We start from the raw sequence: 14,724 nt of genomic DNA on the forward strand, positions 1-14,724 counted from the left end.
CTTGACTCGCACCCGGTCACTTGAGGTCCTTGAAGAAGATCCGGGTGCCGGCCGTTGCAGTCAGGATCCGGTAGCCGTGCTTGTGGTAGAAGTCCGTGGCGGGTCGCTTCACGGTTTTCCCCTGCGGGTACAGGTCGCTATTTACCAAGATGATCCCAGCAAAGGTCTGTGCAGCCTGGCTTTCCACGTGCTGTAGCAGGATGCCGCCGAGTCCCTCATTCCGGCGGTTTTCGGCAACAACGATGTTGGCCAGCTCGAGCACATCGGGGGCGAAGTTGACCGTGTAGCAGAAGCCGACCAAGGAGCCGCCGTCCTCCGCGACTGCGGAGGGAAAGGTTGCGAGCTGCGCAGCAACGCGGTCCGCGTGAGGTTCTCGGCTCAACTCGTTGCGGTACATCTTCAAGATGGGCTCGAGGTCATGAGAATGTGCTGTGCGAACCTGCGGCATGCCGGGAGCGTAGTGGGTGTTGAGGTTCCCGGCCCGAACCTGAACTGGCTGGGCATGCGGGGGTTCGCCACTGCCCGTTCAGGTTGCCGGATCAGTCAGGTGGGGGATCCTCGGGCCGTTTCGCCGATGATCTGGTTAAGGGCCCGTGGCTCGAGGCGGCGGAGGCGGGACCGTGGGTAGGGTCGGCGCCGCTAGGCTGCTGAGCCTGTGAGCCAGTCACCCGTGCACGACCAGGTCACCGCCGCCGTGAAGCGCCTCGGCGGTGACCTCGTCGCGCTGCGCCGGGACCTGCACGCCCATCCCGAGCTGTCCGGCAAGGAGACCCGCACGACCTCGGTCGTGGCCGAGGCGATGTCCCGGGCCGGGCTGCGGGTGCGGCCCCTGGCCGGCACCGGCCTGGTGGCCGACATCGGCCCGGTCGACGCGGCATACCGGGTGGCGCTGCGCGCCGACCTCGACGCGCTGCCGCTGATGGAGGTGACCGGGCTGCCCTGGGCCTCGCGCACCGAAGGGGTCTGCCACGCCTGCGGCCACGACGTGCATGTCGCCGCCGTCGTCGGTGCCGGCCTGGTCCTCAAGGGGCTGGAGCGCCAGCTCGAGGCCCGCGGCCTGGCCGTGCGCCTGCTGTTCCAGCCGGCCGAGGAGGTCATGCCCGGCGGGGCCCACGACGTGGTCGCCCAGGGCGGGCTCGAGGGTGTCAACCGCATCCTCGGCCTGCACTGCGACCCGACCATCGACCTGGGCCAGGTCGGACTGCTGGAGGGCCCGATCACCGCGGCGGCCGACTCGGTCACCGTGACCTTGTCCGGCCGGGGCGGGCACACCTCCCGCCCGCACCTGACCCAGGACCTCACCTACGCCCTGGGCAAGGTGCTCACCGACGTCCCCGCGGTGCTGTCCCGGCGGGTCGACCCCCGCGCCGGCGTCGCGCTGGTGTGGGGCGCGGTCCACGCCGGGGTCGCCCAGAACGTCATCCCGTCCACCGGCATGGTCAGCGGCACCCTGCGCATGCTCGACGCGGCCGTGTGGGAGGAGGTCGGCCCGCTCATCGAGGAGACGGTCCGCAACGTGGTCTCCCCGTATGGCGTGTCCGCCCACCTCGAGCACGTGCGCGGCGTGCCGCCGCTGGTCAACGACGGGCCCTCGGTCGCCGCGCTGGAGTCGGCGGCGCTGGCGCTCATCGGCCCCGACGCGGTCACCGGCACCCGGCAGTCGCTCGGCGGCGAGGACTTCGCGTGGTACCTGCAGACCGTGCCCGGGGCGATGGCCCGGCTGGGCACCCGCACCCCCGGCGGTCCCACCTACGACCTGCACCAGGGCGACCTGGTCGTCGACGAGGGCGCCATCCCGGTGGGGGCGGCGCTGCTCGCCGGGGCGGCCCTGGCGTCCCCGCTGGTCAGGGGCGCCCGGAGCGCCATATAGCGGTGACGTAACAGTTGGGACACCGGCTCGGGGAGTTGGCAGACACCACCGTCGGGCTGGGGATAGAGTCGCCGCGACTCGCGCCTCGGGGCGTGACCGGCTCCGCGGAACGGCGGACGGGACGGGCCAAACCGCCCGCTGCCGTGCCTCCCCGGAGCAACCACAGATATCCAGAAGGAGTACCCCTTGCGTCGGGTGATCAAGGTCGCGGCCGCCATGTCGGTCGCAGCGGTGGCTCTTGCCGCCTGCGGCAACAGCAGCAACACCTCCACGAGCGGTGCCTCGTCGAGCGGTGGCGCCGCGAAGGTCAAGATCGGCATGGCCTACGACGTGGGTGGCCGTGGCGACCAGTCGTTCAACGACGCCGCCGCCGCCGGCCTCGACAAGGCCAAGAAGGACCTCGGCATCGACGCCAAGGAGGCCGAGGCCACCCAGGGCGAGCCCGAGTCGGCCCGCGAGGAGCGCCTCCAGCAGCTCATCGACGCCGGCTACAACAACGTCGTCGCCGTCGGCTTCGCCTACGCCCCGGCCGTGGCCAAGATCGCCAAGGCCAACCCCGACGTGAAGTTCGCGATCGTGGACTCGACGGACGCCACCGGCGCCAACATCGAGAACCTCACCTTCGCCGAGCAGGAGGGCTCCTACCTCGTCGGTGCAGCCGCCGCCCTGAAGTCCAAGACGGGCAACATCGGCTTCGTCGGTGGCGTCAACGTCGACCTGATCAAGAAGTTCGAGGCGGGCTACGTCGCCGGCGCCAAGGCGGTCAACCCGAACATCAAGGTCCAGGTCAAGTACCTCTCGCAGCCGCCGGACTTCTCCGGCTTCGGTGACCCGGCCAAGGGCAAGACCGCGGCCGAGGGCATGTACCAGAACGGCGCCGACGTGGTCTACCACGCGGCCGGTGGCTCCGGTGGCGGCGTCTTCTCCGCCGCCAAGGCCGCGGGCAAGCTGGCCATCGGTGTCGACTCCGACCAGGCCCTCACCGCCCCGGCCGACGTCCGCAGCGTCATCCTCACCTCGATGATCAAGAAGGTCGACGTCGCCGTCTACTCCTTCATCACCGACGTGAAGGACAACAAGTTCCAGTCCGGCAACAAGGTCTTCGACCTCAAGGCCGGCGGCGTCGACTACGCCACCACCGGTGGTCTGGTCAACGACATCAAGGCCAAGCTGGACGCCTACAAGCAGCAGATCATCGACGGCAAGATCCAGGTTCCGACCAAGCCGTGACCCTGAGGGGTTGACGCGGGGCCCGGGTGGGCGCGGTAGCGTTTCCACCCGGGCCTTTGCGTTGCCTTGGCCAGCAGGACGCTCGCAATGAGGCGAGCCAGATCGAGGAGTGTGCACCATCACCGACTCCGCCATCGCGCAGGTCGGCACCGGGAGCTCGCAAGCCCCGGCCGTTGAGCTCCGGGGCATCACCAAGCGCTTCCCCGGCGTCGTCGCGAACAAGGACATCGAGATCACCGTCCGTCGCGGCACGGTCCACGCCATCGTCGGTGAGAACGGCGCGGGCAAGTCCACCCTGATGAAGATCCTCTACGGCGTGCAGCGCCCGGACGAGGGCACCATCACCGTGGACGGCCGGGAGGTGCACCTGCACAGCCCGTCCGACGCCATCGAGGCCGGCATCGGCATGGTGTTCCAGCACTTCATGCTGGCCGACAACCTGACCGTCCTCGAGAACGTCGTCCTCGGCGCCGAGAAGATGTACGGCATCGGCGACAAGGCCCGCGCGCGGATCGAGCAGATCTCCAGCGACTACGGCCTCGACGTGCACGCCGACGACATGGTGGCCGACCTCGGTGTCGGCAAGCGCCAGCGCGTCGAGATCCTCAAGGTGCTCTACCGCGGCGCCAAGACGCTGATCCTCGACGAGCCGACCGCGGTCCTGGTGCCCCAGGAGGTCGACGAGCTGTTCGACAACCTGCGCGAGCTCAAGTCCGAGGGCCTGACCGTCATCTTCATCTCGCACAAGCTCGACGAGGTGCTCTCCGTCGCCGACGACATCACCGTCATCCGGCGCGGCACCACCGTCGCCACGGTCGACCCCAAGGCGGTCACGGCCCGGCAGCTGGCCGAGCTGATGGTCGGCTCCGAGCTGCCGACGCCCAGCACCGAGGAGTCCACGGTCACCGACCGCCCGATCCTCACCATCCGGGGCCTGTCGATGCCCGGTGCGGGGGAGCGCCCGGTGCTCGACGACGTCTCGCTGACCATCCACGCCGGAGAGGTGCTCGGCATCGCCGGCGTCGAGGGCAACGGCCAGGCCGAGCTCGTCGAGGCGATCATGGGCATGCGCGAGCCGAGCGCCGGCACCGTCGAGCTCGAGGGCAAGGACATCACCGAGTGGGACGTCCGCCAGATCCGCGAGGCCGGCGTCGGCTACATCCCCGAGGACCGGCACCGGCACGCCCTGCTGCTGGACGCCCCGCTGTGGGAGAACCGCATGCTCGGCCACCAGACCGAGGACCCCAACGTCAAGGGCCCGTGGGTCGACGCCAAGGGCGCCAAGGCCGACACCGAGCGCATCGTGCGCGAGTACGACGTGCGCACCCCCTCGATCTTCGTCACCGCCGCCTCGCTGTCCGGTGGCAACCAGCAGAAGCTGATCATCGGGCGCGAGATGAGCCACCACCCGCGGGTGCTCATCGCCGCCCACCCCACCCGTGGCGTCGACGTCGGCGCGCAGGCGGCGATCTGGGACCACATCCGCGACGCCCGTCGCGAGGGCCTGGCCGTGCTGCTGATCTCCGCCGACCTCGATGAGCTGATCGGCCTGTCCGACACCATCCGGGTCATCCTGCGTGGCCAGCTGTCGGGCGAGTTCGACCCCGACAACGTCACCGCCGAGGACCTCGGCGCCGCGATGACCGGCGCAGGGGCACGGCATACCGAGACCGCGACGGAAGGTGAGCCCCGATGAAGGCCCTCGACCTGCGAAAGCTGGGGCTGGCCGTGGCCGCCCCGGTGCTGGCGATCCTCGTGGCGTTCGTCGTCACCTCGATCGTGCTGCTGGCGGCCAAGGACCCGGTGGGTGCCGTGTGGACCCAGCTGCTCACGCCGCCGAAGCCGCGCCTGGTGGTCGCGATCATCAACAGCGCTGCTGTCTACTACCTGTCGGCCATCGCCGTGGCGGTGGGCTTCCGGATGAACCTGTTCAACATCGGCGTCGACGGGCAGTACCGCGTGGCGGCGTTCGCCGCGGCGGTCTTCGCCGGCCAGGGCTGGCTCCCGGGCCCGCTCAACGTCCTCGTCTCGCTGGTGATCGCCATGGTCGCCGGCGCGTTCTGGGCCGGCATCGCCGGCTGGCTCAAGGTGACCCGTGGTGTCTCCGAGGTCATCTCGACGATCATGCTCAACGCGATCGCCACGGCGCTGGTGTCCTTCCTGCTGGGCAAGGTCGCCAAGTCGACCTCCGGCAGCAACGTCACCAACACCAAGACGATCCCGGCGGACTCCCAGCTCGGCGGCTTCGGGCTCATCCCGGGCACGCCCAACAAGATCTACACGCTGATCCTGGTCTCGATCCTCATCGGCTTCCTCTACTGGCTGGTGCTCAACAAGACCCGCTTCGGCTACGACCTGCGCGCCACCGGCCGCTCCGAGTCGGCCGCTGTCGCCAGCGGCGTCAACGTCAAGCGCATGGTCCTGACGGCCATGCTCATCTCGGGCGCCATCGCCGGCCTGGTCGGCATGCCGCTGCTGTTCGGCCAGGACTTCTCCTACGGCACGACGTTCCAGCCGGGGCTGGGCTTCGCCGGCATCGCCATCGCGCTGCTCGGCCGCAACAACCCGATCGGTGTCGCGTTCGGCGCGCTGCTGTGGTCCTACCTCGAGCAGCAGAGCAACGGCCTGCAGATCACCGCGAACGTCAGCTCGCAGATCGTCTACATCATCCAGGGCGTCATCGTCCTCGCCGTCGTCATCGCCTACGAGGTGGTGCGCCGCACCGGCCTGCGCATGGAGCAGCGCAGGGTCGCCCGTGAGCTGTCGGAGACTACGACCGCCCCGACCCCCGAAGGAGCCCCGGCATGAGCGCGGCCGGACTGCACGTCTCGTCCGAGGTCCTGCCGGAGACGCCTCCCAAGGGCACCCGCCGCCGGATCAGTGCGCCGACCGTGGTCGGCATCTTCCTCGCCGCCGTCGCCGTCATCTCGATCCTGCGGGTGGTCACCGGCGCCAACGACCTGGCCTCCTCCGGTGCCCTGGCCGCCGCGATCGGCCTGGCCGTCCCGATCGGCATGGCCGGTCTGGGCGGTCTGTGGAGCGAGCGCGCCGGCGTGGTCAACATCGGCCTCGAGGGCATGATGATCCTCGGCACCTGGGGCGCCGGCTTCTTCGGCTGGCACTGGGGCCCGTGGGCCGGCCTGTTCGGCGCCGTGCTGATGGGTGTCGTCGGTGGCGCGATCCACGCGCTGGCCACCGTGGTGTTCGGCGTCGACCACATCGTCTCCGGCGTGGCGGTCAACATCATCGGCCTCGGCGTCGCGAAGTACCTCGCCGCGCGCGTCTTCACCGGTGCCGCCGGCGGTGGCCCGACCCAGTCGCCGCCGGTCGCGGACCTGCCCTCCGTCACCGTCCCGGGGGCGTCCTCCGGGCTGGGCACGCTGGAGCAGAAGCACATCTTCTTCGTCTCCGACCTGGCCGGCGTGGTGCGCTCGGTCATCACCGACCTGTCGGTCGTGACGATCATCGCGGTCCTGCTGGTGGTGGCGACCTGGTGGATCCTGTGGAAGACGGCGTTCGGCCTGCGGCTGCGCTCCTGCGGTGAGAGCCCGGTGGCCGCCGAGACCCTGGGCGTCAACGTCTACCGCTACAAGTTCCTGGCGGTGCTGGTCTCCGGTGGCCTGGCCGGCCTCGGTGGTGGCTACCTCGCCCTCGTCGCGGCCAACATCTACCGCGACGGGCAGACCGGCGGACGCGGTTACATCGGTCTCGCCGCGATGATCTTCGGCAACTGGCGCCCCGGCGGCCTGGTCAGCGGCGCCGCGCTGTTCGGCTACACCGACGCGGTGCAGCTGCGCGGCGGCGGCACCACCGTCCACGCCATGCTGCTGCTGCTCGCGGTGCTCATCGCCGCGGTCGGTGTGTGGCAGATCTGGCGCAAGCACGCCGTGGTCCAGGGCATCATCGCCCTCGGCACCGCCGCGGTGGTTGCCCTGTGGTTCGTCCTGTCCAACACCGTGCCCGACGAGATCACCGGTATGACCCCCTACGTCGCCACGCTGCTCGTGCTCGCCTTCGCCTCGCAGCGACTGCGTATGCCGGCCGCGGACGGGCAGCCGTACCGCAAGGGCGAGGGCCACTAGTGGCCGAGCCCTCAGCCCCGGCTGCCGGCGACGGCGTCGACTGGGCGGCCCTGCAGCAGCAGGCCACCGAGGCGATGCGCCTGGCCTACGCTCCGTACTCGCACTTCCCCGTCGGCGTGGCCGGCCTCGTCGACGACGGCCGGGTCGTCGTGGGGTGCAACGTCGAGAACGCCGCCTACGGCGTGGGCCTGTGCGCCGAGTGCGGCATGGTCTCCCAGCTGCACCTCACCGGTGGCGGCCGCCTCGTGGCCGTGGCGTGCGTCAACGGCGAGGGCGAGCCGCTGATGCCCTGCGGCCGGTGCCGGCAGCTGCTGTGGGAGAACGGCGGGCCCGAGTGCCTGCTGATGACCCCGGCCGGCGTCCAGAGCATGCGCGAGGTGCTGCCGCAGGCGTTCGGCGCGGAGTCCCTGCGCCACTGAACCGGCGCCGGGCGACCGGCACGACACCCCCGACGGGGCGGTCCCTCACCTGGGACCGCCCCGTCGCGCTTGCGAACTGCGTTGCAGGAACACGCAGCTAGCACAGCGAAGGAAATTGACCAAACTCCGGACGGGTTTGTGAGCGACATGCCACGATCTGCTCGCGTCGCCGCTGAGCGCGCCCGGGGTGGGAAGTTCCCTGGCTGTCATCACGTCGGTTCTGAAGCTGCTCATGGGGGAGCCCTCGTTGATGCCACAACAGCGTTCGATCGATCCTGCCTGCCCGCAGGCAGGCCTGTGGGTCGTGGCCTGTGCTGACCCGGCCGGCGGTGCCATGCCGCGGCTGGCCAGCGTCGGGCGCGGCCTGTTCCGTGGGCAGTCGCCCCGGGCCAACCTCGACCAGGTGGCGCGACAGCACCTCCTGCCGCTGCTCGTCGAGGCGCTGGCGTTCGGCAAGCCGGTGACTCGTGAGGTCGTCCAGCGCGGTCGCGCCTGGACGGTGCACGCCGAGCCGGTGCTGGGTCCCTCGGGTGCCCCGGAGGCCGCGCGCGGCCACTACGTCGCCGTGGGGGAGAGCCCGGACCCGGCGCCCGTCGTGGGCGCGTGGAGCTACGACGTCGCCCTGCTGCAACCCTACTGGGCCCCGGAGCTGTTCGGCCTCTACGGCTTCCCCTGCCCCGAGGGCGAGGGCCCGCTGGCCGCGCCCGACGGCTTCCGCCTGGTCGAGCAGGGTGGCTGGACCCGGATGCGCGCCACGCTGGAGCGCATGGTCACCGCCGAGCCGAGCGAGCTGACCACCGTGGTCTTCCGCGTGCCGCGCCAGGACACCGGCCGGCCGCAGAAGCTGGCGATGTTCAGCCACGTGGCCCGCGACGAGCAGGGCGTCCCGCAGGCGTTGAGCGGCATCACCATGCGGGTGGACGACTTCGACATGGAGGAGGACCCCGGCTTCGCCGAGCAGGAGTTCCTCTCCGGCGTCCTGCGGCTGACCTCCGACACGCTGTGCGTCGTCGACCTCGGGCACGGGCGGTTCTACGCCCCCAACCACCCGTGGTCGCGGCTCGGCATCGACATGCCCCGCGAGGCGCGGGTGGCCGACGCGGTGCACCCCGAGGACCTCGCGTCCTTCGAGGCGCTGCTGCAGGAGGTCCTCGCCGGCGACGGCACGCCCACCAGCATGGTCCTGCGCTTCCGCGCGTTCGGCCCCCAGGGCTGGACCCGGGTGCAGGCCACCGTGCTGCGCATCCACCCCAACGGGGCGGGCGGCCACTCCCTCGACCACGTGCTGTGCCGCCTGGCGCAAGGCTGAACCAGCACCACCTGTGGCAAGGGCCGGGGCGGCCCCACTGGGGCCGCCCCGGTTCCGTTGTGTCACAGGGCTTTCGTCAGGCGCCGACCCGACGGGAAGCCCTCCACTTCGCCAGCTTGCCCTCCTGCTCGGCGACCTCGGCCGCAGCGGCGATGTTGCGCTGCATCCCGCCGAACACGACGCCGTGGAACGGGAAGACCGACCACCAGTACAGGTGACCCGGCAGCCCGTGCGGGTGGAACAGCGCGCGCTGGCGGAACACCGTGCGACCCCGCTCGTCGACGTCGGCGATCAGCTCCAGCCAGGCCAGGCCGGGCAGGCGCATCTCGGCCCGCAGCCGCAGCAGGTGCAGGTCCTCGATCTCCTCCACCCGCCACCAGTCCAGCGCGTCACCCACGGACAGGTCGTAGGGGTCGCGCCGGCCCCGGCGCAGCCCCGGCCCGCCGAAGAGCCGGTCCATGAGCCCTCGGGCCGCCCAGCCGAGCTTCCACGAGTACCACCCGTTGGCCCCGCCGATGCCCTCGATCACCGACCACAGCGACTCGCGCGAGGCCTCGACCAGCGACTCCCGCTCGTCGACGTAGAGCGAGCCGCCGGCCCAGTCGGGGTCGCTCGGCAGCGGATCGCTCGGCGCCCCAACGGTGGAGGCCGACGTCCACGTCGTCGCCACGTCCAGGTCACGCACCTTGGACAGCGCGAGCTCGACCGCCCGGTCGAAGCCGATCAGCCCCTCGGGCGGGTCGGGCACGTAGCCCTTGATGTCGTCCTCCTTGCAGACCACCTCGTGGATGAGGGAGTCCACCAGCGGGCGGGCGATGCTGTTGGGCACCGGCGTGATCAGCCCGACCCAGTGGCTCGACAGCGACGGGGTCAGCAGCGGCACGGTCTGGATCCGCCGCGGCGACAAGCCGGCCACCCGCGCATACCGCTGCATCATGTCGCGGTAGGTGAGCACGTCCGGGCCGCCGACGTCGAAGCCGCGGTTGACCTCCGCCGGTATCGCGGCCGACCCGACCAGGTAGCGCAGCACGTCGCGCACCGCGATCGGCTGGATCCGGGTGTTGAGCCACTTCGGGGTGACCATCACCGGCAGCCGCTCGGTCAGGTAGCGCAGCATCTCGAACGAGGCCGACCCCGACCCGAGGATCACCGCCGCCCGCAGCACCGTCGTCGGCACGCCGCTGGCCAGCAGGATCTCGCCGACCTCGCGCCGGGAGTCCAGGTGCGGGGAGAGCTCCTCGCCCTCGGGGTAGAGCCCGCCGAGGTAGACGATGCGCCCCACCTTCGCCTCGCGCGCCGCCACCGCGAACGTGCGCGCCGTGTGCCGGTCGCGCGACTCGAACCGGCGCCCGGTGCCCAGGGCGTGGATCAGGTAGTAGGCCACGTCGACGCCCTCGAGCGCCTCGCGCACCTGCGCCGGGTCGGACGCGTCGGCCTGCACCACCTCCACCTGTGCGCGCCACTCGCGGTCGCGCAGCCGTTCGGGGTGGCGGGCCATGGCCCGCACCCGGTATCCGGCGGCGAGCAGCTCGGGCACGAGGCGGCCACCGATGTAGCCGGTCACCCCCGTGACGAGGACGAGCGGGGCGCGGTCGGGCGATCCGTCAGGCGTCGTCATGCGCTCCAGTCTCTCCGATACTGGCGGCGCTGCCCACGGGGGAGCGGCGCGGGACGTGCGGCGGGGCCGCGCGGGGCCTACGCCAGCAGCGAAAGCGTGACGACCCGGCATTCGGCCTGGGGGATGATGTGCCGGTGAGTGAAGCCTTCGACGCCGTTGATGTCATCGTCGCCAAGCGCGACCAGCACGAGCTGTCCGACCCCCAGATCGACTGGGTGATCGACGCCTACACCCGCGGCGTGGTCGCCGACGAGCAGATGTCCTCGCTGGCGATGGCGATCCTGCTCAACGGCATGAACCGCCGTGAGATCAGCCGCTGGACCGACGCGATGATCCGCTCGGGGGAGCGGATGGACTTCTCCACGCTGTCCCGGCCGACGTCGGACAAGCACTCCACCGGCGGGGTCGGCGACAAGATCACCCTGCCGCTGGCGCCGCTGGTCGCCGCGTGCGGCGTCGCCGTGCCGCAGCTGTCCGGCCGCGGCCTGGGCCACACCGGCGGCACCCTGGACAAGCTGGAGTCCATCCCCGGCTGGCGCGCCGACCTGACCAACGCGGAGATGATGCGCCAGCTCGAGGAGGTCGGCGCGGTCATCTGCGCGGCCGGCGCGGCGCTGGCCCCGGCCGACAAGAAGCTCTATGCCCTGCGTGACGTCACCGGCACGGTCGAGGCGATCCCGCTGATCGCCAGCTCGATCATGAGCAAGAAGATCGCCGAGGGCACCGGTGCGCTGGTCCTCGACGTCAAGGTCGGCTCCGGGGCGTTCATGAAGGACGTCGAGCAGGCCCGCGAGCTGGCCCGCACGATGGTCGACCTCGGCACCGACGCGGGGGTTCGCACGGTCGCGCTCCTCACCAACATGCAGGTGCCGCTGGGCCTGACCGCCGGCAACGCCCTGGAGGTGCGCGAGTCGGTCGAGGTGCTCGCCGGCGGCGGCCCCGAGGACGTCGTCGAGCTGACCCTGACCCTGGCCCGCGAGATGCTCGCCGCCGCCGGACGCTCGGACGTCGACCCCGCCGACGCGCTCAAGGACGGGCGGGCCATGGACGTGTGGCGGCGGATGATCTCAGCGCAGGGTGGCGACCCCGACGCGTCGCTGCCGGTGGCGAAGGAGACGCACGTCGTCTACGCCCCTGCCGACGGCGTGCTCACCTCCCTCGACGCGCTCCAGGTCGGCGTCGCGGCCTGGCGCCTCGGCGCCGGGCGCGCCCGCAAGGAGGACCAGGTGCAGGCCGGCGCCGGGGTCGAGATGCACGCCAAGCCGGGCGCGACCGTCCGCGCCGGCGAGCCGCTGCTGACGCTGCACACCGACACCCCGGAGAAGTTCGACCGCGCCCTCGAGGCGCTGGAGGGTGCCTACTTCATCGCCCCCGAGGGCTCGCGCCCCGACCTGCTGCCGCTGGTGATCGACCGCATCAGCTGAGGCTTCGTCGCGACGGCGGCCACCCGGCGTACCTGCCCGGGCGGCCGCCGTCGCTGCGTCCGGCGTCCTCGCCTGAAGCGCTCGCCGGATCGCTGGTCGCGGGTACGTTGGGGCCATGCTCGAGCTGGTCCTCCCGGACGTCGCCCGTCGCGCGGCGTGGCTTGAGTCGCACCGGGAATGGGGGCCAGGACTTCACGAGGACGGGTTCGGCGTCGGTCCGGATGATGACGTCGACAGCGCTGACGGGTTCGCGGCCTGGGTGAGTCGGCTGCGGTCGCTGCCTGCGCGCATGTGGTGGATCGTCGATGGTGAGGCGGTGCTGGGCGGCATTGCCCTGCGCACGGTGACCAACGACATGGTGGTGCGGCTCGGGCATGTTGGCTATGGCATCCGCCCGTCGGCCCGGGGACGGGGGATCGCCACCTGGGCGCTCGGGGAGGTGCTTCCACATGCACGGACTGCTGGCTTGAGCCGTCTGCTGCTGGTGTGCCTGGACGACAACGTGGGTTCGATCAGGACCATCGAGCGAAACGGTGGGGTCCTGGAGACGGTGGGTGACGACGGCCACGGCCTTGTGCGGCGCTACTGGATCGACCTCTGACCGAGGTGCAGGCAACCTGGTCTGAGCGTTGGTGGACTCACGCCGGCCCGGCGGTGTGTGCAGGGCCGGGTCACCCCGTCCGTGCCTATGCTCGACGTACGAGCCGAGTGCCGGGGAGGGCGCCATGCGCGTGGACGCAGTGGATGAGCGAGACAGCGGCTGGGAGGACTACCGGCCGGTGTTTCGTGTGTACCTCTTCGAGGGCACCGGCAGCGACGAGCCGCCGTGGACCACGAGCACGTTCGACATCCGGGACGCGGACGTCATCGACGCCGTGGGCTGGGCCCAGTCCCATGTCCGCGAGGGTGACCTCTACGCCGTGGCCCTTGTCGGGGCGAACGCTGAGGGCCGACGAGGATTGACGTGGCTGGTCGGGGCCGACGCGAACGACACGCCGCGCACCGGCACCGAGGAGGCCCTGCACCGTCGGATGCGCGAGCTGCGAGACCGCCGCCTCCGGCTGGACGAGCGCTGACTGAGGTCGAGGCAATCGGGGCAGACCCGCGCTGAACAGCCGCGGCAAGCGCGCTCAACTCGGCAGGTCCGTCAAGGCGGCCCTACTCAGCGCGCTGCAGCCAAGCGTTCCACCGTGTCGGGATGGGTGGCGAACAGCAGGTACTCGATCCGGGGTGGGTGGACATCGGTGATGTTGACCTCGGCCAGGCGCAGCTGCATCGCGGCGAACTCGGCGGAGTCACCGGTCAGCCGTACGGCATGCCGGTCGGCACGGGCCTCAACCCGACGGGAGACAAGGTTCTGTGCCGGGCCGCTGACCAGGCCTGCTACCGCCACCGCGGCGAGCACCAACCCCATCGCGGTCGGCGAGCCGATGGAGTTCACCCCGGCTCGGCGTAGCAGGGCACCCCACTGCCCCAACAGGTAGAGCGCCACGACCGCCGCCGCGGCCCCGATCGCCCCCAGCAGCGCGGCTAGTTCGGCGTCCCGGTCCTTGGTGTGGCCCAGCTCGTGCGCGACGACACTGCGCACCTCACCTGGAGGCGCCTCGCGCAGCAGCGTGTCGTAGACCACGATCCGCCGGGTGCGTCCCAAGCCGGACACGTACGCGTTGAGCCCCGTCGTGCGCCGCGACGCGTCCGCGACCAGCACATCCCGCACCGGCATGCCGTCCCGAGCCGCCATCGTGCGCAACTCATCACGCAGCGGGCCCGCCGGCATCGGGGTGAACGTGTTGAACACCGGCTCGACCAGAACCGGGAAGACGAACGACAGCAGGACCACCACGGCGGCGGCACCCACTGCACCGAACGCCCACCACCAGTCGGGCGCGAGGTGGGTCAGCGTGTAGAATCCGCCGAGCACCACCGCGCCGATCACCGCCCCGACCGCGCTTCCCTTGAACAGGTCCGCCGCCCAGCCGCCCCAGTCCTGGGTAGACAGCCCGTAGTCGCGCAGCACGGTGTGGCGCCACGCACCAAACGGCAGTGCCACCAACCACAGCATCATCATGATGACCAGGCCGCCCACCAGAGCCTGCGCCAGCCAGTGCCCGCCGAACGGCTGGCCCACCCAGACGACGATCCGGGCACCCGCCGGGGTCAACCCGAGCAGCAGGGGAACCACCAGTCCCACCAGCAGAGAACCGTACGAACTGGGGCGCAGCGCGGCGTGCAGCGCCCGACCTCTGGTGACCACGCCAGCCGGCACGTCGGCCAGCGCCGCCGCTCGCTCGGCGCGGGTCGGGCTGTGCACCCGCCAGGGCACCAGCGTGACCGCCGCGACAGTCAGCACGATGCCGAGCGCGACCAGCGCCACCACAGCCCACCACGTCGGGGTCATGGCCGTCCTTCCCTGTCACCGACAATGCTGGCTCAGCCGCCGCCACAATGCCGAGGTCGGAAGCACAACGGTTGCCACGCGCGCGATCCTGCCATTGCGGACCCGTCATCAGGAGCCACTCCTGACACAGACGGGACCCAGATCAGCTGAGGCGGCCCTGCCCAAGTGGAGTGCGACCCGACCCAGTTCACCGGCGTCGCTCGGTACTACCGGCAGGGACGGCCGCCGTTTTCGGCTCAGCTGGGCGACGTGCTCGTTCGTGAGCTGGGACTCAACGGCACTGGCCAGCTGCTCGATGTCGGGAGGGACTCATCAGGGCCTACCTCGGACCGGAACGGCGCTCCGGTGCCCGACCAGCGGCGTCCTACCAGGCC

13 protein-coding genes are annotated in these 14,724 nt (G+C 71.1%); 10 read left to right on the forward strand and 3 right to left on the reverse strand.

Going from position 1 to position 14,724, the window contains the following annotated elements:
• Positions 1–16: 16 nt before the first annotated feature.
• Complete coding sequence (locus FB474_RS02925) at positions 17–448, reverse strand: GNAT family N-acetyltransferase (protein WP_141787293.1); 432 nt, start codon at positions 446–448, stop codon at positions 17–19.
• Positions 449–655: 207 nt separating this feature from the next.
• On the opposite strand from FB474_RS02925, the gene FB474_RS02930 reads away from it, so the two are divergent.
• The 7 genes from FB474_RS02930 to FB474_RS02960 all read left to right on the forward strand — a co-directional run bounded on the left by FB474_RS02930 (position 656) and on the right by FB474_RS02960 (position 8,910).
• Positions 656–1,870, forward strand: coding sequence for an amidohydrolase (locus FB474_RS02930; RefSeq protein ID WP_141787294.1), 1,215 nt, complete (start codon positions 656–658; stop codon positions 1,868–1,870).
• 195 nt (positions 1,871–2,065) lie between these two features.
• Positions 2,066–3,100, forward strand: a complete 1,035-nt coding sequence (locus FB474_RS02935; RefSeq protein WP_246092283.1) for a BMP family lipoprotein — start codon at positions 2,066–2,068, stop codon at positions 3,098–3,100.
• Positions 3,101–3,209: 109 nt separating this feature from the next.
• Positions 3,210–4,796: an ABC transporter ATP-binding protein gene (locus FB474_RS02940; RefSeq protein WP_141787295.1), complete on the forward strand. Its 1,587-nt coding sequence runs from the start codon at positions 3,210–3,212 to the stop codon at positions 4,794–4,796.
• On the forward strand, positions 4,793–5,908 hold the full coding sequence (locus FB474_RS02945; protein ID WP_141787296.1) for an ABC transporter permease: 1,116 nt from the start codon (positions 4,793–4,795) through the stop codon (positions 5,906–5,908). The genes FB474_RS02940 and FB474_RS02945 overlap by 4 nt, the downstream gene beginning before the upstream one ends.
• A complete protein-coding gene (locus FB474_RS20925; RefSeq protein ID WP_141787297.1) occupies positions 5,905–7,182 on the forward strand; it encodes an ABC transporter permease in 1,278 nt (425 codons plus the stop codon). Before FB474_RS02945 ends, FB474_RS20925 begins: the two co-directional genes overlap by 4 nt.
• The gene (locus FB474_RS20930) at positions 7,182–7,601 is read left to right on the forward strand and encodes a cytidine deaminase (protein ID WP_281286287.1); all 420 of its coding nucleotides are present in this window, start codon (positions 7,182–7,184) and stop codon (positions 7,599–7,601) included. Before FB474_RS20925 ends, FB474_RS20930 begins: the two co-directional genes overlap by 1 nt.
• 304 nt (positions 7,602–7,905) lie before the next feature.
• Positions 7,906–8,910: a hypothetical protein gene (locus tag FB474_RS02960; protein WP_185746013.1), complete on the forward strand. Its 1,005-nt coding sequence runs from the start codon at positions 7,906–7,908 to the stop codon at positions 8,908–8,910.
• A gap of 76 nt (positions 8,911–8,986) precedes the next feature.
• On the opposite strand, the gene FB474_RS02965 is transcribed toward FB474_RS02960, so the two are convergent.
• Positions 8,987–10,528 (reverse strand): SDR family oxidoreductase, encoded by a 1,542-nt coding sequence (locus FB474_RS02965; protein ID WP_141787300.1) that lies wholly within the window; start codon positions 10,526–10,528, stop codon positions 8,987–8,989.
• A 134-nt stretch (positions 10,529–10,662) separates the two neighbouring features.
• Between FB474_RS02965 and FB474_RS02970 the strand changes: the two genes are divergently transcribed.
• From FB474_RS02970 to FB474_RS02980, 3 genes are all read left to right on the forward strand, one after another.
• Entirely contained in the window at positions 10,663–11,952 is a 1,290-nt protein-coding gene (locus FB474_RS02970) for a thymidine phosphorylase (RefSeq protein WP_141787301.1), read from the forward strand.
• A 115-nt stretch (positions 11,953–12,067) separates the two neighbouring features.
• The gene (locus tag FB474_RS02975; RefSeq protein ID WP_141787302.1) at positions 12,068–12,553 is read left to right on the forward strand and encodes a GNAT family N-acetyltransferase; all 486 of its coding nucleotides are present in this window, start codon (positions 12,068–12,070) and stop codon (positions 12,551–12,553) included.
• Positions 12,554–12,677: 124 nt separating this feature from the next.
• Positions 12,678–13,028 carry a hypothetical protein gene (locus tag FB474_RS02980; protein ID WP_141787303.1) on the forward strand — a complete coding sequence of 117 codons (351 nt, stop codon included), beginning with the start codon at positions 12,678–12,680 and terminating at the stop codon, positions 13,026–13,028.
• 86 nt (positions 13,029–13,114) lie between these two features.
• Here FB474_RS02980 and FB474_RS02985 read toward each other — a convergent pair whose 3' ends face one another.
• The gene (locus tag FB474_RS02985; protein ID WP_221632416.1) at positions 13,115–14,326 is read right to left on the reverse strand and encodes a M48 family metallopeptidase; all 1,212 of its coding nucleotides are present in this window, start codon (positions 14,324–14,326) and stop codon (positions 13,115–13,117) included.
• Between the last annotated feature and the right edge of the window lie 398 nt (positions 14,327–14,724).

It is taken from the genome of Oryzihumus leptocrescens, assembly GCF_006716205.1.
GTDB lineage: Bacteria > Actinomycetota > Actinomycetes > Actinomycetales > Dermatophilaceae > Oryzihumus > Oryzihumus leptocrescens.